The organism is Planotetraspora phitsanulokensis (assembly GCF_016863295.1).
In the GTDB taxonomy this organism is placed as follows: domain Bacteria; phylum Actinomycetota; class Actinomycetes; order Streptosporangiales; family Streptosporangiaceae; genus Planotetraspora; species Planotetraspora phitsanulokensis.
In genome coordinates this window covers 1-22,366 of sequence record NZ_BOOP01000047.1, presented here as the reverse complement: position 1 = coordinate 22,366, position 22,366 = coordinate 1, and the positions used below count along the sequence as shown (strand labels likewise).

The 22,366-nt window shown below is 68.8% G+C and carries 22 protein-coding genes; 15 read left to right on the top strand and 7 right to left on the bottom strand.

The genetic code is table 11. The features are described 5' to 3' along the window. Positions 1-13 precede the first annotated feature (13 nt). The 3 genes from Pph01_RS38440 (at position 14) to Pph01_RS38430 (ending at position 3,592) form a co-directional block, all read left to right on the top strand. On the top strand, positions 14-1,288 hold the full coding sequence (locus tag Pph01_RS38440) for an RNA polymerase sigma factor (RefSeq protein WP_239117340.1): 1,275 nt from the start codon (positions 14-16) through the stop codon (positions 1,286-1,288). Positions 1,289-1,605: 317 nt separating this feature from the next. Beyond that, entirely contained in the window at positions 1,606-3,177 is a 1,572-nt protein-coding gene (locus Pph01_RS38435) for an MFS transporter (protein WP_204078177.1), read from the top strand. A gap of 73 nt (positions 3,178-3,250) precedes the next feature. Beyond that, positions 3,251-3,592, top strand: coding sequence for a YciI family protein (locus tag Pph01_RS38430; protein ID WP_204078176.1), 342 nt, complete (start codon positions 3,251-3,253; stop codon positions 3,590-3,592). Between the two features lie 181 nt (positions 3,593-3,773). Here the strand turns inward: Pph01_RS38430 and Pph01_RS38425 are convergent, their stop codons facing one another. Continuing rightward, positions 3,774-4,205 (bottom strand): hypothetical protein, encoded by a 432-nt coding sequence (locus Pph01_RS38425; protein WP_204078175.1) that lies wholly within the window; start codon positions 4,203-4,205, stop codon positions 3,774-3,776. 74 nt (positions 4,206-4,279) lie between these two features. Here Pph01_RS38425 and Pph01_RS38420 point away from each other — a divergent pair, with 74 nt between their 5' ends. From Pph01_RS38420 to Pph01_RS43585, 9 genes are all read left to right on the top strand, one after another. Next, positions 4,280-4,819, top strand: a complete 540-nt coding sequence (locus Pph01_RS38420) for a TetR/AcrR family transcriptional regulator (RefSeq protein WP_204078174.1) — start codon at positions 4,280-4,282, stop codon at positions 4,817-4,819. Between the two features lie 311 nt (positions 4,820-5,130). Further along, the gene (locus tag Pph01_RS38415; RefSeq protein WP_204078173.1) at positions 5,131-6,609 is read left to right on the top strand and encodes an LVIVD repeat-containing protein; all 1,479 of its coding nucleotides are present in this window, start codon (positions 5,131-5,133) and stop codon (positions 6,607-6,609) included. A gap of 83 nt (positions 6,610-6,692) precedes the next feature. Continuing rightward, entirely contained in the window at positions 6,693-6,830 is a 138-nt protein-coding gene (locus Pph01_RS38410; RefSeq protein WP_204078172.1) for a hypothetical protein, read from the top strand. 8 nt (positions 6,831-6,838) lie between these two features. Beyond that, entirely contained in the window at positions 6,839-8,626 is a 1,788-nt protein-coding gene (locus Pph01_RS38405; RefSeq protein ID WP_204078171.1) for a copper resistance CopC/CopD family protein, read from the top strand. Positions 8,627-8,684: 58 nt separating this feature from the next. After that, a complete protein-coding gene (locus tag Pph01_RS38400; protein ID WP_204078170.1) occupies positions 8,685-9,395 on the top strand; it encodes a hypothetical protein in 711 nt (236 codons plus the stop codon). A 252-nt stretch (positions 9,396-9,647) separates the two neighbouring features. Continuing rightward, positions 9,648-10,367, top strand: coding sequence for a YcnI family copper-binding membrane protein (locus Pph01_RS38395; protein ID WP_239117339.1), 720 nt, complete (start codon positions 9,648-9,650; stop codon positions 10,365-10,367). A 465-nt stretch (positions 10,368-10,832) separates the two neighbouring features. Continuing rightward, positions 10,833-11,717 (top strand): universal stress protein, encoded by an 885-nt coding sequence (locus Pph01_RS38390; protein WP_204078169.1) that lies wholly within the window; start codon positions 10,833-10,835, stop codon positions 11,715-11,717. Between the two features lie 208 nt (positions 11,718-11,925). Next, on the top strand, positions 11,926-12,759 hold the full coding sequence (gene ppk2, locus Pph01_RS38385; RefSeq protein WP_204078168.1) for a polyphosphate kinase 2: 834 nt from the start codon (positions 11,926-11,928) through the stop codon (positions 12,757-12,759). Positions 12,760-12,989: 230 nt separating this feature from the next. Then, positions 12,990-13,157, top strand: coding sequence for a phosphoketolase family protein (locus Pph01_RS43585; RefSeq protein WP_373315707.1), 168 nt, complete (start codon positions 12,990-12,992; stop codon positions 13,155-13,157). Between the two features lie 88 nt (positions 13,158-13,245). Here Pph01_RS43585 and Pph01_RS38375 read toward each other — a convergent pair whose 3' ends face one another. Together Pph01_RS38375 and Pph01_RS38370 are read right to left on the bottom strand one after the other, a co-directional pair. Beyond that, positions 13,246-13,599: a hypothetical protein gene (locus tag Pph01_RS38375; protein WP_204078166.1), complete on the bottom strand. Its 354-nt coding sequence runs from the start codon at positions 13,597-13,599 to the stop codon at positions 13,246-13,248. After that, complete coding sequence (locus Pph01_RS38370; protein WP_204078165.1) at positions 13,596-14,786, bottom strand: YncE family protein; 1,191 nt, start codon at positions 14,784-14,786, stop codon at positions 13,596-13,598. The genes Pph01_RS38375 and Pph01_RS38370 overlap by 4 nt, the downstream gene beginning before the upstream one ends. A gap of 552 nt (positions 14,787-15,338) precedes the next feature. Between Pph01_RS38370 and Pph01_RS38365 the strand changes: the two genes are divergently transcribed. Further along, complete coding sequence (locus tag Pph01_RS38365; protein WP_239117337.1) at positions 15,339-15,959, top strand: cysteine hydrolase family protein; 621 nt, start codon at positions 15,339-15,341, stop codon at positions 15,957-15,959. 198 nt (positions 15,960-16,157) lie between these two features. Here Pph01_RS38365 and Pph01_RS38360 read toward each other — a convergent pair whose 3' ends face one another. Then, the gene (locus Pph01_RS38360; RefSeq protein ID WP_204078163.1) at positions 16,158-16,892 is read right to left on the bottom strand and encodes an alpha/beta fold hydrolase; all 735 of its coding nucleotides are present in this window, start codon (positions 16,890-16,892) and stop codon (positions 16,158-16,160) included. A gap of 338 nt (positions 16,893-17,230) precedes the next feature. Here Pph01_RS38360 and Pph01_RS38355 point away from each other — a divergent pair, with 338 nt between their 5' ends. After that, positions 17,231-19,378, top strand: a complete 2,148-nt coding sequence (locus Pph01_RS38355) for a serine/threonine protein kinase (RefSeq protein WP_204078162.1) — start codon at positions 17,231-17,233, stop codon at positions 19,376-19,378. Positions 19,379-19,503: 125 nt separating this feature from the next. On the opposite strand, the gene Pph01_RS43510 is transcribed toward Pph01_RS38355, so the two are convergent. From Pph01_RS43510 to Pph01_RS38345, 3 genes are all read right to left on the bottom strand, one after another. Continuing rightward, positions 19,504-19,632: a hypothetical protein gene (locus Pph01_RS43510; protein ID WP_275412927.1), complete on the bottom strand. Its 129-nt coding sequence runs from the start codon at positions 19,630-19,632 to the stop codon at positions 19,504-19,506. Between the two features lie 79 nt (positions 19,633-19,711). After that, positions 19,712-20,134, bottom strand: a complete 423-nt coding sequence (locus tag Pph01_RS38350) for a VOC family protein (RefSeq protein WP_204078161.1) — start codon at positions 20,132-20,134, stop codon at positions 19,712-19,714. A gap of 1 nt (position 20,135) precedes the next feature. Next, on the bottom strand, positions 20,136-20,483 hold the full coding sequence (locus Pph01_RS38345) for an ArsR/SmtB family transcription factor (RefSeq protein ID WP_204078160.1): 348 nt from the start codon (positions 20,481-20,483) through the stop codon (positions 20,136-20,138). A 443-nt stretch (positions 20,484-20,926) separates the two neighbouring features. Here Pph01_RS38345 and Pph01_RS38340 point away from each other — a divergent pair. Beyond that, on the top strand, positions 20,927-22,366 hold a 1,440-nt coding region (locus Pph01_RS38340), incomplete at its 3' end, for a phosphodiester glycosidase family protein (RefSeq protein WP_204078159.1).

The window sequence follows — 22,366 nt, the reverse complement described above, 5'->3', positions numbered from 1 at the left end:
AGAGGAACGGCCGATGGCAGCGCATATGGCGAACGTCGAGCCCACCGCGGCCGGCGACGCTGTCGCGCGGGCCGTCGCCGACGCGCACCGCCGTGAATGGGCTTTCGTGCTGGCCGCCACGGCGCGTGTGGCCCGCGACCTCGACCTCGCTGAGGAGTGCGTGCAGGACGCGTACGTCAAAGCGATGCACAACTGGGTCCGCGACGGCATCCCGGCGAACCCTGGTGCCTGGTTGACCACGACGGCCAAGAACAAGGCCATCGACGCTCTGCGGCGCGAGCAGACGCTCCAGTCGAAGCTGCCGCTCCTCGTGGAACCCGATGAGATCGAGATGGACGACCCTGCCCTCGAGGCGGTCGCCGACGACCGCCTCCGCCTGATCTTCACCTGCTGCCACCCGGCGCTGGCCCGCGAGGCCCAGATCGCGTTGACCCTCCGGCTGGTCTGCGGCGTGGCCACCGCCGAGATCGCCCGTGCGTTCCTGGTCTCCGAGCCCACCATGGCCGCCCGGGTCACCCGCGCCAAGAAGAAGATCCTCGCGGCGCGCATCCCCTACCGGGTACCCGAGGCCGGCGAGCTGCCCGAGCGGCTCGACGCGGTGCTGACCGTCATCCACCTGCTGTACACCACCGGGCACACCGCGCCGACCGGGCTCCAGTTGGTCCGCCACGATCTGGTCGAGCGGGCCATGGACCTGGCCCGGATGCTGGACGCGCTGTTGCCCGACAAGCCTGAGGTCCGTGGCCTGCTGGCGATGCTGCTGTTGACCGACGCGCGCCGGGCCACCCGAACCGATCCGGGCGGGCGGCTGTTGCTGCTGGAAGAGCAGGACCGCTCGGCTTGGGATGGGGCCGCGATCGCCGAGGGCCGCCTCCTGGTCGCCGAGGCCATGCGTACCGGCAGCCCAGGCCGGTTCGCTCTGCAGGCCGCCATCGCCGCGCAGCACGCCGCGGCCGCCAGCTACGCCGACACGGACTGGCCCAAGGTGCTGATGCTGTACGACGCGCTGCTGGTGGTCTGGCCGTCCCCAGTGGTCGCGCTGAATCGCGCGGTCGCCCTGGCGATGGTCGACGGGCCGCAGGCCGCCCTCGACGCGCTCGAGCCGCTGAACCAGGACCCGCGCCTGGCCTCGTACCACTACCTGCCGGCCATCCGGGCCGACCTGCTACGAAGGTTGCGCCGCACGGACGAGGCCATCGGGGCCTACCAGGCCGCGCTGCGGCTGGCCGACAACGGCGCCGAGCGCGACTTCCTGGCCGCGCGGATCGAGGAGCTCGCGACCGGCTGAGCCACACCGACCGGCGACCCGTCCCGGGCAGGGGCGGACGGTCGGCCCGGCAGAGGGCGTCCCGGCTCGCCCATCGAGTTCGGCGGCAACGGGGGAGCGGAAGACGCTGCGGCCGGCCGCCCAGTGATCCGTTGTGCCAGCCGAACCTCCGACGTCCGGGCTGCGCGATTGGGTGCCGAACCTCCGCACGAACCAGACCGCTCGAGCTGTCGAATTCGTGACAGCCCGCTCGTCGTACCTGCAGGAACACGTTTCCGACCCGGACACGGCCGGCCGGCACTCCCGGCCGACCGTTGGAGCAGGACATGGAGTTTGGAATGAATATGACCGAAGCCGGAACCGAGGAGCGGGCCGGCCGGCGGGAGTGGCTGGGGCTGATCGTGGTCGCCATGCCCACCCTGCTGATGTCACTCGACGTCAGCGTGCTGTACCTCGCGCTACCGCAGCTGAGCGCCGACCTGAACGCCAACAGCACCCAGCAGTTGTGGATCATGGACATCTACTCGTTCATGAGCGCAGGCTTTTTGGTCACCATGGGTACCTTGGGCGACAGGGTCGGCCGTCGGCGGCTGCTGCTGATCGGTGCCGCCGGGTTCAGCGTCGCGTCGGTCCTGGCCGCGTACTCGGTGAACGTCTACATGCTCATCGCCTCGCGTGCCCTGCTCGGTATCGCGGCGGCGACCCTGACACCCTCGACGCTCTCGCTGCTGAGCAACATGTTCAAGAATCCGCGGCAGCGCGGCGCCGCGATCGGAGTGTGGTACAGCTGCTTCATGGGCGGCATGACGGTCGGCCCGCTGATCGGTGGCGTCCTGCTGGACAACTTCTGGTGGGGCTCGGTGTTCTTGCTGGGCGTGCCGGTCATGGTCGCCCTGCTGATCGCCGCGCCGCTGGTCCTGCCGGAATACCGCGACCAGGGTGGCGGCCGGCTGGACCTGGTCAGCGTGGTGCTGTCGCTGGCTGCCGTGCTGCCGGTCATCTACGGGCTGAAGGAGACGGCCCGCACCGGCTGGCATTCGGTGCCGGTGGTGTGCGTGGTGTTCGGGCTGCTTGTCGGCTGGGCGTTCGTCCGCCGGCAGCGCCGGCTCGACGAGCCGCTGCTGGACATGCGGCTGTTCGGCAAGCGGGCGTTCACCGCGGCGCAGGGCATCATGCTGCTGATGGGCATCATGATGGCCGGCTCCACGCTCCTGTCCGCGCTCTACCTTCAGGTCGTGCAGGGGTTGTCACCGTTGCAGGCCGGCCTGTGGCTGCTACCGCAGAACGTGACAATGGTGATCGGCTCGATGCTGGCGCCGCACATCGCCCGCCGTTTCCGGCGCGAATACGTCATCGCGTTCGGCCTGATGCTGACCGCGGTCGGGTTCCTGCTGATCACCCAGGTGGACGCCGTGGGTGGGCTGGGGCTGCTGGTGACCGGGCTGGTGTGCACGTCCGGTGGGGTGTCCGTGCCGATGCCGCTGATGACGGACCTGGTCGTCGGCGCGGCTCCGCTGGAGAAGGCCGGATCCGCTGCGTCGATCATGCAGACCGGTGGTGAGTTCGGGGTGGCGCTCGGCGTGGCGACGCTGGGCAGCCTGGGCACGTTGGTTTACCGCAGCGAGCTTCCCCACGACGTTCCCCCGGACGTGCCGGCCGCCTCGCTGCACACCGCGCTGCAGAGCATCAGCGCCGCAGCCGAGGAGGCCGGCCGGCTGCCCGCAGCGGTCGGCGGCGACCTGTTCGCCGCCGCGCGGGAGGCGTTCACCAGCGGCCTGAACACCGTGGGCATAATCGGCGCGGGGGCGTTCCTGGCGATGGCGATCATCGCGGTGACGATGTTCCGGCAGCGCACTCGGCCGGCGGCGGTCGAGCCGGCGGTGGCGGTCGACCTGGAGTTCCGCTCCTAGTCACCCCACGCCCGCGACCGTATCCAGCAGACAACCCGGATCAGTGCTTGATCACCAGAAAGGAAACACGCCCGTGGCGAAGTACGCAGTCCTGATTTACATGCCGGCGCCAGGCGACGTCGCGGACACCCCGCCGGAGGAGATTGAGGCGCACCTCAGGTACGGCGAGCAGGTGGAGCAACTCGGAGGGAAGATCCTCGAGGCGCAGGCGCTGCAGGCCACCACGACCGCCACGTCGATCCGCGGCGACCTCGTCACCGACGGGCCGTTCACGGAGTCCAAGGAGGTTCTCGGCGGGTTCTTCGTGCTGGAAGCCCGCGACCTGGACCACGCGGTCGCCATCGCGAAGCTGAACCCGGCGACCTGGCGGGGCGGCGTGGAGGTGCGGCCGCTGCTGTACCCGTCGGCCGAGTAGGTTCAACCGGCTGACCCGCGGCCGTTCATCGCCGGCGAGGCGACACCTGACCACGGTCGGCTCATCCCGAACGCCGGCCGTGGTGCGACGACCCAGGCGATGATCTCGACCAGGAAGCGTGGTAGCGGACGCGGTCAGCGTGTCCGGAGCTGTGTTCGGCGGGCGGTCATGGACCTCTGCATCACGCGATGGCCCTTGCGGTCGACCAGGCCGTCCAGCCCCGGCTGAGCACATACGCGGCCAGCAGGATGAGCGTGACCGCTCCGTCGGCGATCAGTGCCGCGCCGGCGCCGTCGGTCCCGCTGCCGAAGGACAGGGCGGCCACGGTCAGGCCGAGCTTGTTCAGGATGGCGAGCTCCCAGATCCCGGCGTAAAGCCGAGGGCGGTAGCCCAGCAGCAGGAACACGCCCGCGAAGACACCGAAGCCGAGCATGCGCCAGGTCTCGACAAACCGCGTGGCCGGTCCGGCGTCCGCGACGGCGCCCACCGCGCCGGCCACCGCGGCAAGGGCGCCGACGGCGGCGAGGATGAGCAGGGCCCGCGCGATGAGGTCACGGGTCCGCGCGGAGCCGGCGCTGGTCTCGACGTGCACGGATGGGGCATGAGCGGGCATCGACGCCACCTTTCGTCCTAACGGCGTTAGGGCGCTAACCTAACACCGTTAGGACATTCTGGGAAGGTGGATGGATGGCTTTTCACGCGCTGAGCCGGCTCACCCCACGAGCCCGGGAGATCGTGCAGACCGCGCGGCAACTCCTCGAGCAGGAGGGCCCCGACGCACTGTCGATGCGTCGCCTCGGCGCCCAACTCGGGATCCGCGCCTCCTCGATCTACGAGCACCTCCGCGACAAGCAGGCACTGGAAGCGGCGCTGATCTCGGTCGGCTTCGAGGAGCAGGCCGAACTGTTCGCGCAGGCCGTCCGTCGATCCGACACCCCGATCGCCGCTCTCGCCGCCGCGTACCGCGACTTCGCACGCCGCCAGCCGAACCTCTATCGACTGATGACCGAGCGGCCCCTGCGCCGCGACCTGCTCGCCTCCGGCGTCGAGGAGGCGGCCGCAATGCCGCTCCTCGAGGCCGCCGGCGGTGACCGTGAACGCGCACGGGCCATCTGGGCCTTCGCGCACGGCATGGTCATCCTCGAGTTGAACCAACGCTTCCCACCCGACGCCGATCTCGACACCACCTGGCGCAAGGGCATCGACGCGCTCCACGGTGCGGGCTGAGCGCCGCCTACTCGGTGCGCAGCGCGTGGGCGACGCTCGTTCAGGATGACCACGGCGGCGAGTGCCCCGCCGACGGCGAGCATCCACGGCGGCGCTGAATCCAGGAGCGCAGGAAGGCCCCAGCTCGCCGCTCGCGGACGACCACGGCCGTAAGGGCCTGCCCGGGCGATCACGACGAATGACGGAGCCATATGGGGGCATTTTCAACATTCGCACCATGACAGCCGCTCTTGCAGCTCTCTACAGTGGTGTCACTTGTGATCTTCGGCCGCGCGGTTTTCCAACTGCACTGCCGGCCTAGGGAGGGTCTGGTGAAAGCGAAATCCCTCGCGGCGGGTGCGGTCGCTCTGGCAACGGCTGTGGCACTGCAGCTGTCCGGAGCCGCCTCAGCACTCGCCGACGAGCCGTCCGACCCGAGTCCGTCCAGCAACTCCGCCCATGGCGGTCCGGTCCTCGACGACGTCCACAACGTTCCGACGACCGCTGTCGCAGGCAACGTCACGTTCCTCGACAACGTCAAGGGCGTCAGCGGCTACTCGGGGCTGAACTTCATCCACTACGACAAGTACGGCTACGACTTCATGTTCGCCAACGGCACCGGCGGCCTCGCCGTCTGGTCGCTGAAGGACCCCAAGCACCCGGCCATGGTCTCGAAGATCACGGCAGCCGAGCTGCGCCAGCCGGGGGACACCCAGGACAGATTCTGGGAAGGCGAGAACATGACCGTCGACCCGAAGCGCAAGCTGGTCTTCCTCAGCCGGGACCCGCGCGGCTTCGGCGGCACCGTCTCGACCGGTCAGTCCGGCGTCTACATCGTCGACGTCAAGAACCCGTGGAAGCCGGAGACCGTCGTCTTCCAGCCGATCGCGGCCGGGCACACAGCGACCTGCATCAACGACTGCACGTACCTGTGGTCGGTCGGTCCGGCCAACACGGGCACGCCGGGCCAGGACCCGTCCTGGAAGGGCGTGCCGATCCGGGTGACCGACATCCGCGACATCAAGCACCCGCGCACCCTCGACTTGGCACTCGATCTCGGCCGGGTCGACGGGACCACGGACTACGTGCACAGCGTCGACGTCGACAAGAACGGTGTGGCCTGGGCCTCCGGCGAGGGTGGCGTACGCGGCTACTGGACCAAGGGCAGGCACTACGACCCGGTGCAGAAGCGCAACCGGGTCGCGACGGCGTACGACCCGGTGCCGTACGCGGGCGGCACTGTCGTCCCCACCAACCCGGCGGGTACCGCCTTCTTCGACTTCTTCGACCACAACGCCTACCACAACACCGAGAAGCTCGGCTCCTTCGACAAGGGCGAGCTGCTCTACATCACCAACGAGAACATCACGACCTGCTCACAGGCGGGCGAGTTCAAGATCGCCTCGTTGAAGGGCAGCTACGACGGCGAGAGCTGGCGGTCCACGCCGGAGAAGCCGTTCCGGCTGGACCTGATCAGCCACTGGTCTCCGTGGGGCAAGGAGGGGTCGGCCACCACCGGTAGCTGCTCCGCGCACTGGTTCACGGTGAACGGCAACATCGTCGCGCAGGCGTGGTACGGCCAGGGCACCCGCTTCCTCGACGTGTCCGACCCCAAGAACCCGACCCAGGTCGGCTACTTCCGCGTGCCGTCGGGGACGGGCGTGACCGCCGGCTCGGCGTCGGCCGCCTACTGGCACAACGGACTGGTCTACGTCGCGGACTACAACCGAGGCGTCGACGTGCTCCGGTTCGACGGCAAGTTGGCCGGCAAGCCGGACAAGAAGATCTGCTGGAACTCGTGCGACAAGTAACCATCTGAACCAAAGCGCCGGCCCGGCGTGGCGACCGCTACGCCCGGGCCGGCTTTCTATGGCGACGGGCATGGAGGTAGTCGGTGCGACGCGGAGGTGCCACGCGCTCGGTCGCGGCCTATGGCCTGGACGTGAGCAGGCCGAGCGCCGTATCGAAGGGGCCGGATCTCGCGGAACTCGCCCGCACCGTCACCTGCTCCAAGGCGGACCAGCACGGATGATGCGCGGAGTGAACCACACGGGCCATCGTCGGGCCCGGCTGATCGCGCGGCTGGCGGTGGTCGCGATCCTCGTGGCCTGCGGCCTGGTCGCGGACCTCGTCTCTGTCGCGGCCACGCGTCCCGCGTACGCGCACGCCTACCTGCAGGAGAGTTCGCCGGTCGACGGCCAGGTGCTGGACCGGCCCCCGGCCGAGGTCCGGCTCCGCTTCAACGAGGCGGTGAGCTTCAACCAGCGGTCGATTCAGCTGCTCGACGTGACAGGGAAGAAGCTGGCGATCGGTGCTCCAAGTTACGTGGACGGGAAGGCCAACACGGCGCGGGTGAGCCTTCCGACGAGTTTGGCGGAGGGAACCTACGTCCTGGCCTGGCGGATCACGTCCGCGGACTCGCACGTGGTGTCGGGGGCGTTCAGCTTCAGCGTCGGCCGCCCGAGCACTCTGGCCGCCCCGGTGGAGGAGGATGTCAGCCCGGCCGTTCCCGTCGTCGACGCCGTCGGTCGCGCCCTTGCGTTTCTCGGTCTGGCCCTCGCCCTTGGTGCTGGACTGTTCGTCGCCGTGCTCTGGCCCGCCGGCCGCGACGACCGCCGCGGCCGGGGCATCGTGTGGTCCGGCTTCGCCGCCTTGACCGCGGGCACCGTGGTGGTCCTGCTCGTACAGGGGCCGTACGCCGCGGGCACGTCGCTGACCGGGGTGTTCGACCCTGAGCTGCTCGGCGCCACGCTGTCCACGCGGTTTGGTCACGCGCTGTCGGTGCGGCTGTTGATCGTGCTCGCTCTTGGTGTGGCCTTCTGGATCGCTGTACGCCCCTCCTCGTCCCTGGCTGACGTCCGGACGGACGGCGCCAGGACGTCTGGCGCTGGGACGGCCGGCGTCGGGGCCGCCTGTGCCGTCGCCCTGCCGTTCACCTGGACGCTGGCGGATCACGCACAGACTGGCGAGCAGACCTGGCTGGCCGTACCTGCGACCAGCCTGCACCTGCTCGCCATGGCTCTGTGGCTGGGCGGCCTGATCGCGCTCGCGGCCTGCGTGCTCCTCCCAGGGAGGGGGCGGAAGCCCACCGGCGCCATCTCCCTGGAACCCGCGCTCCCGAGGTTTTCCACGCTCGCGCAGATCTGCTTCGCGGTGATCGCGGTGACGGGGGTGTATCTGGCCTGGCGGCAGGTGGGAACGTGGGGTGCGCTCGGCGGGACGGACTTCGGGCGGCTGCTTCTCGGCAAGCTCGCCGCCGTCCTCGCCGTGGTGGGTCTTGCCGCAGGAGCGCGGCGGTTCGTGCGGCGGCGCGGTCGCGACCCCCTCGGCCTCGATGCCGCCCCTTACACCGCGGTGCGCCGGCTGCGCCGCTCGGTCGCGGGTGAGGTCGTGCTCGGGGTCGCCGTCGTGTCGATCACGGCCGTCCTGGTCAACACCGCCCCGGCCCGCACCAGCTACGCGCCGCCGGTGCACACCACGGTCCCCATCTCCGCCGCCGTCGCGGACGCGGCCGGCCCAGCCGCCGGGCTGGGGGGCGGCTCGGTCGAGGTGAAGATCGAGCCCGCGAAGCCGGGAAGCAACGTGGCCGACATCTACATCACCGGGCGGAACGGCTCGCTGGTCGCGGTGCCCGAGGTCTCGGGTGCGCTCGAGTCGCGTGACCGCAGCGTCCCGGCGCTGCCCGTCAAGGTCTCCGCGGCCGAACCCGGCCACTACGTGGCGAACTCGATGTCCATCCCCTACCCGGGGGAGTGGGTCCTGCGGCTGGACATCCGAGTCTCCGACTTCGACGAGACACCGGTGCGTGTCCCGTTCACGGCACACTGAAAGGCTGGTAACACACATGCGAGGCGCTGACAGGAAGGCGTCCCGGCTCCGAGCGACCATGACCGCTGCCGGCGTGATCGCCCTCTGCGTCCTGGCGGGCTGCTCCAACGGGGCTCCGCAGCCGCTGACCAAGCCGCCCTACACCGTGACCTCCATCCGGTCCGGCCTCGTCAGCCCCAGCGACCTGGGAAAGGGCGCCACCGAGTTCGAGGACACCGACCACGCCTCGCACGTCATCTACACACCCCCGAACAGCATCCCGACCTGTCCGTACGTCCAGCGCTCAGAAGACGTCAAGGTCGACGTGCAGCCGGCGGTCGAGCCGGTGGGTGGGAATCCGACCGGGCGGTTCATCGTCGGCCCGCAGCGCGTGGGGCCGTCGTCGCTTCCGGTCGTCACCCAGGGCGCGGTGGTCTTCCAGAGCCCCTCACTCGCCGACGGCACGATGGACACCGTCGCGGCCGAGTCCGCCAAGTGTCCGGAGGCGTTCAGCGTGCTCGGCGGACCGCCGTCCGTCGTGGGCGCTTACAAGGTCGGCAGCCGGCCGATCGAGATGGATGGGTGGAAGGGGTTCGCCCAGCATCTCGTGCACACCTCGCCCCCGGAGATGAACCCGGACACCTACGACGATCTGGTCACCGTCGTGGTGCACAAGGCGAACGCCATCATCTACGTCGGCTACGCGCAGATCAAAGCGGTGGGCCAGCGTGCCGACTCCGACGAGAAGGTCAAGGCGTTGATGACGACGACGCTGGACCGCCTGGGTTAGCGAACTGTCCATGAAGATCACCTATTGAGGGTTCGAAGAACGGTGAGAGTCCTACCTGCTGGAGGAGCGTTGAGCGCTAGAGCCCCCCTGGCGGGCACTGCCGTGCTCGTCACGGCGTCCGCGCTACGGATGGCGAGCCTGGGCCCGGCATACGCGGGAACGTCACCTGACCCGGTCAGCCCCAGCACGGTCGGGGCCGCTGAGGCCGAGACGGCCGGCGCCCGATCGTCTGACACAACCTGGAGAGTGCGTATGCTGCGCCGCGCCGTACGAGGCCTCGTAACCGTGGGGGTGACGGCCTGCCTGGTCGGCGTCATGCAGGCGGTGGCGTTCGCGCACGTGACGGTGAACCCGGAGACGGCCACCCAGGGCGGCTACGCCGCCGTGACGTTCCGCGTCCCCAACGAGCGCGACGACGCGAGCACCACCGAGATCGAGGTTCAGCTCCCGACCGACTCCCCGCTGGCTTCGGTCTCGGTGAAGCCACATCCCGGCTGGTCGTACGAGATCACGAAGACCAAGCTGGCCTCGCCGATCGAGGTGCACGGCGCGCAGATCAGCGAGGTCATCGGAAAGATCACCTGGACCGCGGCGGATCCGAAGTCAGCGATCAAGCCGGGGGAGTACGACGAGTTCTCCGTGAGTGCCGGACCGCTGCCCGAGACCGACCGTCTGGTGTTCAAGACGCTCCAGCACTACAGCGACGGCGAGGTGGTGCGCTGGATCCAGGAGCCGACCTCCGGTGCCGACGAACCGGAGCGGCCTGCGCCAGTGCTCCGGCTCGTGCCCAAGGGGGACACGGCATCATCCCCGTCGACGGGCACCGCCCGGGCGGCTCTGGCCGCGGGTAGCACGTCTGCGACCGGGTCGGGCGCGGGAGCTCCGTGGGCGGTCGGGCTGTCCGTGGCCTCGTTGGTGATCTCCCTCGCGTGCGCAGTGACGATGGCCGTGCGGTCCCGCCGGACGCGATAGCGCCCGCTCCTGCGGGAGTCGCGCCCGGCATCGTCAAGGGCAACCAGCCCACGCTCCTGACCCGGCTCAAGGCCCTGCCCTGGCGCCAGGCCCTGCCGTCGGCGGGCTCCGAGGACCATGCGGTTCTTGCCGAGGCGATGCCCCTGCGCCGCCGTATCACCCAGCGAGAACAGACGTGTACGCAGGGTCCTTGGTTGCGCCAGCCGGGACCTTCGGCCCTCCATGGGTTTCGCCTTGCCTTCCTAGCGTTGATGGGAGGGCGGTTTCCACCGCCTTCACACTCGGGTTCTGGTTCAGCAGTGGGCTGCTCGATCGGTCGCCGAGCCCGCCGAGATCCCGCCCCGCAGAACTGGGTTGCAAGGCCCAGTGGCTGAAGGCGGGACGTCCCTCGGAACTCCGAGCAGGCGCCCGGGGACCTTCCCTTCGAGGGCGGTCCGATGAAGGACAGAGGAACAAGGAGAAGTCATGACTGAACCGATCGTCGTCGCCACCGACGGTTCATCCCCTGCGACAGCCGCCGTGGAATGGGCGGCTGACGACGCCGCCCGGAAGGGCCTGCCCCTACGAGTCGTCCACGCCCTGGACCGCCTGCCGTACGACATCCCCTGCTATCCGATCCCCGGCGCGCAAGACCACATGACTCGTTCGGGCCACCAGATTCTCCGGCAGGCTGAGAAGATCGCGCGGGAACGGCAGCCCGGCATTGAGGTGTCCGTCGAGATGATCGAGGGACCCCCGGCCCGGGTACTGCGAAAGCAGGCCACGCGCGCCTCCGAGTTGGTGGTCGGCAGCCGGGGGCTGGGCGGTTTCACGGGGATGCTGCTGGGGTCGGTCAGCATGCACGTGGCCGGACATGTCGCCGCTCCTGTCGTAGTGGTACGGCCCGGCCCGATGGTGGAGCACGCGGAGATCGCCGTTGGCTTCGACGGCTCGGCCGAATCGGAGGCCGCTCTGACCTACGCCTTCGAAGAAGCGCGGCTACGCGGCTGCGGGCTACGCGCGGTCTACGCCTGGCAACTTCCGGTGCAGGTCTACACTCCCGGAATCGTCTACGACATCGATGAGGTGCGGCAGGCCCAGCAGGATTACGCGCTCGGCAAGCTCGCGGCCTGGCAGCTGAAGTACCCCGAGGTGAAGGTGGCGGTGGACATCGTCTGCGCCCACCCGGTCACCGCCCTGGTCGAGGCCTCCCAGAAGGCGGATCTGCTGGTCGTCGGGTCCCGCGGTCACGGCGCCATCGGCGCGGTCGTGCTCGGATCGGTGAGCCGCGCCGTACTGCAACACGCTCATTGCCACGTCGTGGTGTGGTCACGGACCACCAGCCGGGCCGATGAAGTCGGCGAGCTGTAAGCGCCTATCGGACCGACCAGTGGTCGTCGGCTTCGACGCCTCACGTTGTGCGGCCTTCTGGGCCGGAGCATTGTGGCGGACATTGACAATTCCGCGCGCCGCGCGAGCGGCGTTGGCGTGGGGGATGTCCGGCTGCCGTTGACGATCACCGGGCCACGGCCGTGGATCCTCTGATCAGCTTGGGAATCGAGAGGGTGGGCGACCCGCCATGGCCAAGGATACGGAGGCGAACTCGATGGTGCGGCTACCGCGCAAGCTGTACGAGAGGGAGCTTTACCGCCTTCAGACGGAGCTGGTGAAGCTTCAGGAGTGGGTACGCGCCGAAGGCGAGCGGCTCGTCGTGATCTTCGAGGGTAGGGACGCGGCCGGCAAGGGCAGCACGATCAACCGTGTCGCCGAGTACCTCAACCCGCGGGTCACCAGGATCGCCGCGCTGCCGGCGCCCGCGGAGCGGGAGCGCAGCCAGTGGTACTTCCAGCGCTACGTGGAGCACCTGCCCGCCGCGGGGGAGATCGTGCTGTTCGACCGGAGCTGGTACAACCGCGCTGGGGTCGAGCGGGTAATGGGCTTTTGCACGCAGGAGGAGTACCTCAGGTTCCTCCACCAGTGCCCGATCTTCGAGCGGCTGCTCGTGGAGGATGGGATCCTGTTGCGCAAATACTGGTTCTCGGTGAGCGACGCCGAGCAGGAGCGGCGGTTCCGGGCCCGACTGGCCGATCCGATGCGCCGCTGGAAGCTCTCGGAGATGGACCTGGAGTCGATCACCCGGTGGGAGGATTACTCGCGGGCCAAGGATGAGATGCTGATCCACACCAACATCCCCGAAGCGCCATGGTATGACGTGGAGAGCGAGGACAAGCGGCGGGCCAGGATCAACATGATCTCCCACCTGCTGTCGACCATCCCCTACGGGGAGGTGCAGCTCCCGTCCATGGAGATCCCCTCGCGGCCCCCGACCTCCGGCTATCGGCGGCCGACCCGCAGGCTGGAGATCCCCGTGCCGGACGTGGCAGCCGCTCTGGAGGAGCATCCGGGGTCGTGAACGAGGGCCGACGGTCCCACGTCGGCCCCGTTGCCATCCCGCGGATCCTCATCCTCTTTGGCCCGGCCGATGGGGACCAAGGTCCCTGGTTGATCAAGGGCGCTCCGGACAAGTGTGATTGTCATGGGCACACACGAGGGCGTCGACGCGTAATGGCGAGCCGCGAACTACCTGTCCGTCGGGCAGATCTACCTCCTGGACAACCCGTTGCAGGGAACGAACCGGAGGCCATGCATCGGCTGATGGCCGGCACCTTGGACGAGGTTTTCGACGAGATCGCCGCATACAAGGCCGGGGTGGACAGGCGCCTGCCGATGGTCGTGCTCCGTACTCCGAAAGGATCCGCCGGGCCGGCAGCATTCGTTCGCGGAACGACCTTCATCAGGTCGCCCTGGTGACCAACCTCGGCCGGCCGCGCTCTTCCGACCTCAGACATCCTGCAGGAACGTCTCGAGCTTGTCCTGAAGCTTGTCGACGTAACGTTCATCATGGAACATCTCGCCTGCATGCTGCGCGCCAGGGGTAGACCGCCAAGGTGCTCCTGCCCTTCGGCGTCGCCTTGTGGAGGTCCTTGACGAGATCCGTGACGCCGGTGGTGTCCACCTCGGTGACGACGTACAGCGCGGGTACGGTGAGCCGCTTCACTGTCTGCTCCTGCCCGTCCAGGCCGCCGGACAAGGAGATCACACCGGCCGCCCCTGTCGCCGGATCGGCGGCGGTGACCAGCGCTACCGAGCCGCCGAGCGAGCCGCCAGCATAGACGATCTTCTGTGCGCCGAACCGCCCGCCATCACGCCGATCCGAGCCGTCTGCGGCGGCCGGATCCCCTGAGCCAGTCATCGGAACACGCCCGTGTGGCCGAGCGAGTAACGGCCCGGCTGGGGATAGATGCACAGTCCGTGTGGCCCGGCGCCTACGGGGATCTTGTGGAGCACCTTCCCCGTGCGGGTCGAAAAGACGTAGACCACGCTGTCGTACCGTCCGGAGAGCCAGAGTTCTGAGCCGTCGGCCGACACACCTCCCATGTCGGGCGAGCCGCCTCCGGGGATCCGCCAGGTGTCGACGATCTTCCGCCGGGCGAGCGACACCAGCGAGACCGAGCCCTCCCCGCGGTTGGAGACGTAGAGGTGACGGGAGTCCCGGCTGACGTACAGGCCGTGGGCGCCCAGACCTGTTCTCATGAAGCGGATGACGTCGAAGGTGTCGGCGTCTACGAGCCACACCCCGCCCCGGTCCATGTCGGCGACGTAGAAGAGCTCGCCGTCGGGGCTGAGCTTCACGTCCTGCGGCATGCTGTGATGGCCGAGCTCGATAACGCGCCGCACTGCCGGGACCCTCCAGTCCACGACGAGCAGCTCGCCGGAGAACTCGCAGCTCGCGAGAAAGAGCCCGCCGTCGGCGGTGAAGTCGCCGTGGTTGATCCCCCGGCACGGCAGCGAGAGCCTGCGCACCAGCCGCATGGTGTGCGGGTCGCGCAGGTCGAGCTCGTTGTTCCGCTCGGCCATGACCAGCGCGTAGCGGCCGTCCGGCGAGAAGTACAGGTTGTACGGGTCCTCGACCGGCACGGGCTTGCCCGGTCTGCCGGTCCGGGGGTCGATCGGGGTGAGCGAGTTCCCCTGGTTGTTGTTGACCCACAGCGTCTTGAGGTCCCACGAGGGCACCACGTGCTGCGGCAGTCTGCCCACCCCGAAGTTCCGGATGACCTTGTACGTGCTGGGGTCGATGACGTCGACGGTGCCGCTCTCGCTGTTCGGCACGTACACCAGGGGGCGGAAGCCCTGGACGACGGGGCTAAGCAGGCCGGGACGGTCGTTGGCGTACACGTCGCGCGGCGCGGGGCGCGCCGGGACCGCCATGCCGGACGCGGCGGCGGCCGGGTTCGGCGGCGCCAGACGTGACGGCGAGGGCGCCGGTGTGCCGGAGGAGCACCCGGCCAGGGTCACGAGCATCCCGAACACCACCACCAGACCGGCGGCCGTCTTCCCGTGCCGTCTCACGCCCACCCCCGCGGCCACCAACCGGCGCATAGGGAAGAGCGGGTGGCGGCGGGTCCGCGGCCTCCCCGATCTTCCAGGATCACGACAAACCGGCCGGTCACCCCGGCCGCGCGAAGCGGCCGATGATCGGCGGGTCAGCGGGAGGCTAACAGCGGGCCCACAGGCCCTGGGCGCCGCTTTGCCCGCGGTTTCCCGATCAGGGCTATAGAGCTGACCTTCCCTGCGCGCCGGCAGATACGGCGGGCCAGGTGATCGGACGGCGGTGGTAGCAGCGCGCCGGGTGGCGGCTGATCGTTGAAGTGCGCCCGATGGGCCTCGCAGGGGACCCGCCGCCGGTGGCCGCCAGAGCCCCGAGGAGGATCACCACTACCGCCATCAAGGGCGCCGCCCACCCACTGCGATGTGCTGAAACTCCACCGATCCTCGCCCAACGCCCAGCCAAGGTTGTCGCAGTTCAGGATGGGTATGGCCCGCACGTAGTCGTCCAGAAGAGGCCGGTCCTGCCGGACGTGGGCCGGCCGGGTCAGGAGACGGCAAAAGGGGACCGGGGCAATGGAATTCCAGCGAACCGACACTGCGGTGGTGTTCATCGACCCGCAGAACGACGTGCTGAGCGAGAACGGAACAAGCTGGGCGGTAGTCGGCGCGAGTGTCACCGAGAACGGCACGGTCGAGAACATGGAGCGTATCTTCAAGGCCGCGAAGGAGCGGGGCTATGACGTCTTCATATCGCCCCACTACTTCTATCCGACCGACAGCGACTGGATGTTCAACGGACCGCTGGAGGCCGACGAGATCCGGACCGGCACCTTCGCACGAAGCGGCCCGCTGGATCTGACCGGTTTCCGCGACTCGGGAGCGGACTGGCTGGATCGCTTCAAGCCCTACATCGAGGATGGCAGGACGATCGTCGCCAGCCCGCACAAGGTATTCGGGCCGCAGACCAACGATTTGGTCCTGCAGCTGCGCAAGCGGGGTATCGACAGGATCGTGCTCGGCGGCATGCTGGCGAACATGTGCGTCGAATCCCACCTGCGGGAGTTCCTCGAGCAGGGCTTCGAGGTGGCCGTCGTCAGGGACGCGACCGCCGGGCCACGGCATCCGGAGTGGGGCGACGGTTATGAAGCGGCGATCGTCAACTACCGCTACCTCGCCCATGCGGTGCTCTCGACCAAGGAAGTGCTCGATCGCATGCTCCACTGAGCCTCGAGCGCCCATCCGAGCCCGCAGGCGCTGGTGGCCGAGCGCCGCCCCGACCGGCCGGTACCGCCGCGATCGGGGCGGTCGTGCATCTGCCGGCCACCGCCATCGAGGAGGGCCGGGACCTGTCCTCGATGAGCGGCATCCTGGTCGACATCGCCTACCGTCTGCTGCCGGCCTGACGGCGGGGGTGGTCGGCGGCTAGCGCAGATGCCGGGCGAAGAACCCGGCCGCGTCCTCCCCTGCGAACTGCGGGACACCGGTGTGCCCACCCATGTTGGCGTGCAGCGTTTTCTCCTTGGAGCCAAAGGCGTCGAACAGGTCCAGGGCCGCCTGTCGGTCGTTCCCTTCGTCATCCCACTGCAGCAGGACATGCAGCGGAATGGTGACCTGTCGGGCCTCCTCGAACATGGTGCGAGGCACGAAACTCCCGGCGAACAAGCCGGCGGCCACAATGCGCGGCTCGACCACCGCAAGCCGGATTCCGATGGAGATCACTCCCCCCGAGTACCCGACCGGGCCGCCGATCTCGGGCAGCGACAGGAGGGCGTCCAGGGCGGCCTGCGATTCCGGGACCGCCTTGTCGACGAGCGGGAGGACGAGGGCGTCGATGATCTCGTCGCTGACCGGCTCGCCGGCCTCCATAGCCCGGCGAAGGTCGGCGCGGGCCTGCTCGGCGGCGGCCCAACGGGGCCGGTCACCGCTCCCAGGGAGTTCGATGGTGGCCGCAGCGAAGCCCTCCGCCGCACAGTGCCGGGCCCGCGCCACCAGCCGGGGGTACATCTTGCGCAGTCCGAGCGGGGGGTGGCCGAGCAGGATCAGCGGGACCGGTGCGGATGCGGATACGGGCGTCCACAGGATGCCGGGGATCTCGCCGAGGGTGAATTCGCGTTCGAGGACGCCGTCGTCGAGGCGCTGCTCGGAGGTGAATCGCATGGTCGTGCCTTTCGGGAGTGCTCGTGAACGGCGCTCCCGGACGACCTATCGCCCGACCGTGACCCCGGAGGGGAGCACCCATGTCGATATTGCGTTCACGGGTACCACCTCCTCGTTCTCTCGCACGGCCTCCGGAAAAGTAGCAGTGGTCGCCGTGGTCCGGCAACGGGTTTTTGCGAGGCTCCGTGGCCGGATGCCACGGAGACGGTGACCAAGGTCCACAACACCGTGCCGCCGCCCGCGAGACATGGATAGTCTTCTCGATGCTCCAGGTCCCCTTGGAGGCGACGGTCCCGCTGGCGGCCGATTTGTCGCTAGAGCCTTGAAAGGATCGGCGATTGTCCAGTTCGCGCCTGCTCGAGCCGGAGCAGCCAGAGCGGATCGGCGCCTACCGGCTCGCACGTGTCATCGGTGAGGGCGGCCAGGGAACGGTGTACCGGGCCGAGTCACCCACCGGGACCCAGGTCGTCATTAAAGTGCTGCACGCTCGGATGGCCGCCGACCCCGACGAGCGCCGGCGGTTCGCCCGCGAAATGGACATCGCCGGTCAGGTGGCGACGTTCTGTACGGCCACGGTCCTCGACATGGGGGTGATCCGTGAGCGTCCCTACATCGTCAGCGAGTACATTCCGGGACCCTCTCTTCATGAGCTGATACAAAGCGACGGGCCACGAACCGGCAGCGGCCTGGAACGCCTGGCGGTCGCCACTCTGACCGCACTGGAAGCGATCCACCGGGCGGGGATCGTGCACCGCGATTTCAAGCCGGCCAATGTCATCATGGGCCCGGAGGGGCCGGTGGTCATCGACTTCGGCATCGCACGGCTGCTGGACCAGGCCACCACTCGCTCGGGGATCGTGGGCACCCCCGCCTACATGGCGCCCGAACAGTTTGACGGGCGTACCGCCAGCCCGGCTTCCGATGTGTTCAGCTGGGCCGTCACCATGGTGTACGCCGCCACCGGCCAACGCGCCTTTCCGGGGGCCACGCCGTCGGCGGTGATCCACGGGATCATGACCAGCGAGCCCGATGTCGGTGGCGTGCCCGAGCCTTTGCGACAGCTGGTGCTTTCCTGCCTGGCCAAGGACCCCGACGCCCGTCCTACGGTTCAGGCGTTGCTGGCCAGGCTCACCACAAGGTCTCAATCGCCGTGGCACGCCTCAAATGACTCCGCAGCTTCTTCCGCGGAGCCGACGCCCACTCATGGGCCGGATCGCGGCGGCGACGTCGTCAGCCCGGCGTCGCCGGGGACCGAACGCGGAGTGACCGGGCTCTACCTGCGCGGCTATCTGCGGTCGCACACCCCGCTTGCACCTCGGCCGGCCGCTCTGTTCGCCGCTGACCTGGCCGAGCAACTGGCCGCACTGCACGTAGAAGGAAGAGCGCACGGACCTCTCGATGCCGGGGTGCGGGTGGAGACGGCGGACGGACACGCGCGTCCTGCGATCGTCGGATCCGGGATACCAGCCGGACGAACCGGTGGACCCGACGATGTACGTGCGACGGGCCTCTTGCTGGCTCATCTGCTCGGATCGCAGACGGCCGCTGACGCGGAGGTGCCACGACGCCCAGGAAACGTGCCCGACACGCTGTGGTCTCTGGTCACCGCCTGCCTCGACGCGGATCCGGCCGGGCGGCCCACTGCGGCGACTCTGGCACAGCGGCTCCACGACGCCGCAGCAGACTTGGGAGGCGCACCGTCCCAACTGCCCGGCGCTCCCGTGCCCGCTGGGCCCACCACTGACGGCGGGGTTTCGCCACCGGCCTCCGTTCCCCGGCCGGGCATCACGTCTGAACCGACGTCTCCGGGCCGATCGCGGGGCCGGAGAAGGAGGAGAGTGGTCACGGCCACGGCGGGGGTGGTGCTCGCCGGCGTAGGCGTCGGAATCGGGTTCGCGATGATCGGGCCATCTGATGACGGTCACACCGCGGTCAGCACGGTAGCCACCAGCACGGTCACGACGCCTTCCGGCGCGAGTGCCGCGCCCGCAGTCCCGCCTTCGCGTGAGCCGACCGCGTCGCCACGGCAGGCCGGATCGACCGGATCGACCGCATCGACCGCATCACCCGACTCGACGAGGGCCAAGCCCAGGCGTTCTTCGCCCGCAGCATCGGTCTCGCCGCAGCAACAAGGATCACCGGCGCAAACGCAACCACCTCTGCCCTCGGGCGGCTCGACTTTGGACATCAACACCAACTACGCATGGGCTCGCGGGTCCGTTTCCTGGAATGGGACGGCTGGCACTGCGAGCGGCCGGTTGCAGGACACCAAGCAGTACGAGTCTCATTCGTGGCTGCGGATCGCCTACAGGGTCCATGTCGGTGGAGTCTGGAAGCTGCGCTACGCGCAGCCCGATCCATACGTCGAAGTCTCGAACGGGCAGTTCAAGGACTTCGAGTTCTCGGTCGGCGGCCCCGCGAAGGATGTGGAGTGGGACGTCTGCTCCAGCCGAAACGACAAGACGTACTGCACCGGATGGAAATAGCCGCAGTTCATCGCGTCCACCGCGAAGCGCGTAGCGGCCCTGGCCGTGTCGCGTCCGATTCGCTTCACTGATCGTCCGCCGAAGCCCCACCATCTTCGAGACTCCTGCCTCCACTCACCCTTCAGTCAACGGACGCATTGCGGCGGGTCCGCGTAAAGGGGGATGACGACCCCGTCCGCAGCCAGCTCTGCCGGCTGAAGCCCCACCATCTGGTCATAGGCGGCGAGCACCGCGAGGACCAAGTGGGTGATCATCAAACTCATGGCCGCCGTGCCGTCTGTCTCGACGTGTCACTACCCATGGGCGGACGCTCGAAAGAGATGGCCGCGGAAGTCAGCCCGCGTATACGGTGCCGCGCTCGACGAAGCACAGCGGGTTGCCCCAGGGATCATCAGCGTAGAACGACCGCTCGCCCCACGGACGGACGACGATGGCCCCGGCGCTCTGGTCGTGGACGAGTTCCGTGGACAGGCAGCCGAGGACCTCGGCGCGGGCGAAGAGGGCTTCGAGGTCCTCGACGGTGAAGTACAGGGCCTTTGCCGCGGTGTGCGGCGCTCCATTGGCCGAGACGTCCATGACTGACAGGGTGACAGGCCCGCAGTCGAAGTAGGAGCGGGCTCCCGCCTGCCGGTGGCCTTCGATGCCGAACAGCTCGCTGTAGAAGGCGATGGCCCGGTCGAGGTCGCCGACCTCGACGCTGAGGCGGAAGAGCTGAGGAGTGTCGGGCCGGTTAACCGGTGTGGTGGCGGCTGCCATGTCAGGGGGTCTCCTTCGTGGGGTCGGGCGTGATGGTGAAGTGCGCAAGCCAGTCGCGTATGAGGTCCAGGCGCTTGCGTTCGAGGTGGTATATCCGCATGCGGCCGTCGCGTGCGCTGCTGAGCAGGCCGGCGGCCTCGAGGATCTGCAGGTGGCGGGTGGTCGTCTGCCAAGCGTGTGAGAACACCGCGGCGATCTCGCCGGCGGCCATCGATCCGCCGTTGAAGTAGATGGTGAGCAGCACCCGTCGGCGCGCCGGGTGCGCCAGCGCACTGAACACCGCCTCGTACGCATCCTCATGGCGCCCGGACTCGTCGACCATCTCCCACCCATCTCGCTGAATGTTCACGTATCAATATTCAGCGTACATGCTGAATATTTGGGTCATCAAAGGCGGGAGGAGAGCACAGCAAGCGCCTCCCGCATCCGATAAACCCAACTCACCGCCTACTGGCGGACGCTCAAAAGCCCCAGCAGCTTGAGCTTCCTCAATTACGTGATCAGGGGCAATCTCGCGGATCTGCACAGCCGTACCACCTTCCGTCGTAAGTGGACACGGCGAGGTTGAGAACCTGCAACGGGGCGAGGTTCGATCGGGCACCCATGGCCGCGTACCGCCGTGGGTGCGACCGCCTATTCCGTCCGGGTTCACCACCTGATCGAAGTGGCGTCACCCGCGGGTACGAGTTGACCGTTTTGATCAAGTATGCGCCCTTGATCCAATTGGGTGTAGCGGAGGTGTCATCGCCTCCGCTCATCTCTTGAGCCGAGGTTTCTATGAGATCGAAGGTCTTGAACCATCAGGCTGGGAGGCCACTGCTGGTGGCGCTCGCCGCGGCGACCGCGCTGGCCGTCTTCCCGGCCGCCGCGTACGCGGACGCGGGTCAGCCCGCGCCGGTCACCGGCGGACTTCCCTTGATCAACACGACCGAGAAGATCGGTCCGGGGATCAACCTGCAGCACGTGCAGGCGCTCGACCAGAACGGCTGGTACAACGCGCGATTCCTGACCGTGGACCTGTCCAACAGCGCGGTCAGCACGGACCTGCTGACCGCCGGACCGGTCGCGTCCGGCGGGCCGCTCAGCGTGGCCGCCGACAAGGCCGGCGCGGTCGCGGGCGTCAACGGAGACTTCTACGACCTGGGCAACTCCACCGCGGCGCACGGTGCCGAGATCCAGAACGGGCAACTGCTCAAGACCTCCAACCTCGGCGGCCCGGAAGCCGCCGCGGCGCAGCCGCACGTCGGCGTCAGCAAGGACGGCATCGCCCAGCTCGTGAACCTCACGGTCAACGCAAACGCGAACTTCGCGGGCACGGACCACAAGGTCCTGTCGGTCAACGCGGCGGACCCCGAACCCCACCCGGTACCCGCGGACGGCATGGTCGCGTTCACGTCCGCGTGGGGCACCTACAGCCGCAACCGCCCGTTCATCGGCGTGGACAGCAACCTCGCCGAGGTGCTGGTCGAGAACGGCTCGGTCGTGTCGGTCACGCCGAACGGGCCCGCGGGCTCGGGGACGATCCCGGATGACGGGTTCTATCTGGTCGGACGCGACGCCGCGGCGACCGCGATCCGCGCGCTGCAGCCGGGGGACCCGGTGACGCTGAGTTGGGAGCTTGCCGACCCGGTCGCCAAGACCATGAAGTTCGCGCTCGGCCACGGCGGCACCGGCGAGGGCGTCATCATCTCCAACGGCCAGCCCCGCGCCGGCCTGGACAACACCGCGATCTCCCCGCGCACTTCGTTCGGCTTCAAGGACGGCGGGCACACACTCGTGCTCGCCCAGTGGAACGGCCCGGGCGGCACCGGCAAGGGCGGCGTCACGATCAACAAGGTAGCCCGTGACATGGTCGCGATGGGCGTGCAGACCGCGGTCATCCTCGACAGCGGCGGCTCGAGCGAGATGGTCGCCCGCGCGCTCGGCGAGGACCACGTGACCATTCGCAACACCCCGTCCGACGGCGGTGAGCGCAGCAACACGAACGGCGTGGGCGTGTTCGTCTCCAAGGGCGACGGCAGGCTGCACCAGCTCCTCGTCAAGCCCGCGCCGGGCGCGGCGTCGGCCGACGGCGGCGTGAAGGTCTTCCCCGGACTGCACCGCGCGCTCCTCGCGCAGGGCGTCGACGACCACCAGACGCCGGTGACGGTCGACCCCAAGTCCGTGCGGTGGTCCGCTCACGGAACGTCCGTCAAGGACGGCGTGCTCGCGGCCAAGCCTGACCCGCACGGC

Coding starts and splice junctions, on each gene's coding strand:
- Pph01_RS38440 (WP_239117340.1), top strand. CDS start 14: ATGGCAGCGCATATGGCGAACGTCGAGCCCACCGCGGCCGGCGACGCT.
- Pph01_RS38435 (WP_204078177.1), top strand. CDS start 1,606: ATGAATATGACCGAAGCCGGAACCGAGGAGCGGGCCGGCCGGCGGGAG.
- Pph01_RS38425 (WP_204078175.1), bottom strand. CDS start 4,205: ATGCCCGCTCATGCCCCATCCGTGCACGTCGAGACCAGCGCCGGCTCC.
- Pph01_RS38420 (WP_204078174.1), top strand. CDS start 4,280: ATGGCTTTTCACGCGCTGAGCCGGCTCACCCCACGAGCCCGGGAGATC.
- Pph01_RS38400 (WP_204078170.1), top strand. CDS start 8,685: ATGACCGCTGCCGGCGTGATCGCCCTCTGCGTCCTGGCGGGCTGCTCC.
- Pph01_RS38395 (WP_239117339.1), top strand. CDS start 9,648: ATGCTGCGCCGCGCCGTACGAGGCCTCGTAACCGTGGGGGTGACGGCC.
- Pph01_RS38390 (WP_204078169.1), top strand. CDS start 10,833: ATGACTGAACCGATCGTCGTCGCCACCGACGGTTCATCCCCTGCGACA.
- ppk2 (WP_204078168.1), top strand. CDS start 11,926: ATGGCCAAGGATACGGAGGCGAACTCGATGGTGCGGCTACCGCGCAAG.
- Pph01_RS43585 (WP_373315707.1), top strand. CDS start 12,990: ATGCATCGGCTGATGGCCGGCACCTTGGACGAGGTTTTCGACGAGATC.
- Pph01_RS38375 (WP_204078166.1), bottom strand. CDS start 13,599: ATGACTGGCTCAGGGGATCCGGCCGCCGCAGACGGCTCGGATCGGCGT.
- Pph01_RS38370 (WP_204078165.1), bottom strand. CDS start 14,786: ATGCGCCGGTTGGTGGCCGCGGGGGTGGGCGTGAGACGGCACGGGAAG.
- Pph01_RS38360 (WP_204078163.1), bottom strand. CDS start 16,892: ATGCGATTCACCTCCGAGCAGCGCCTCGACGACGGCGTCCTCGAACGC.
- Pph01_RS43510 (WP_275412927.1), bottom strand. CDS start 19,632: ATGATCACCCACTTGGTCCTCGCGGTGCTCGCCGCCTATGACCAGATG.
- Pph01_RS38350 (WP_204078161.1), bottom strand. CDS start 20,134: ATGGCAGCCGCCACCACACCGGTTAACCGGCCCGACACTCCTCAGCTC.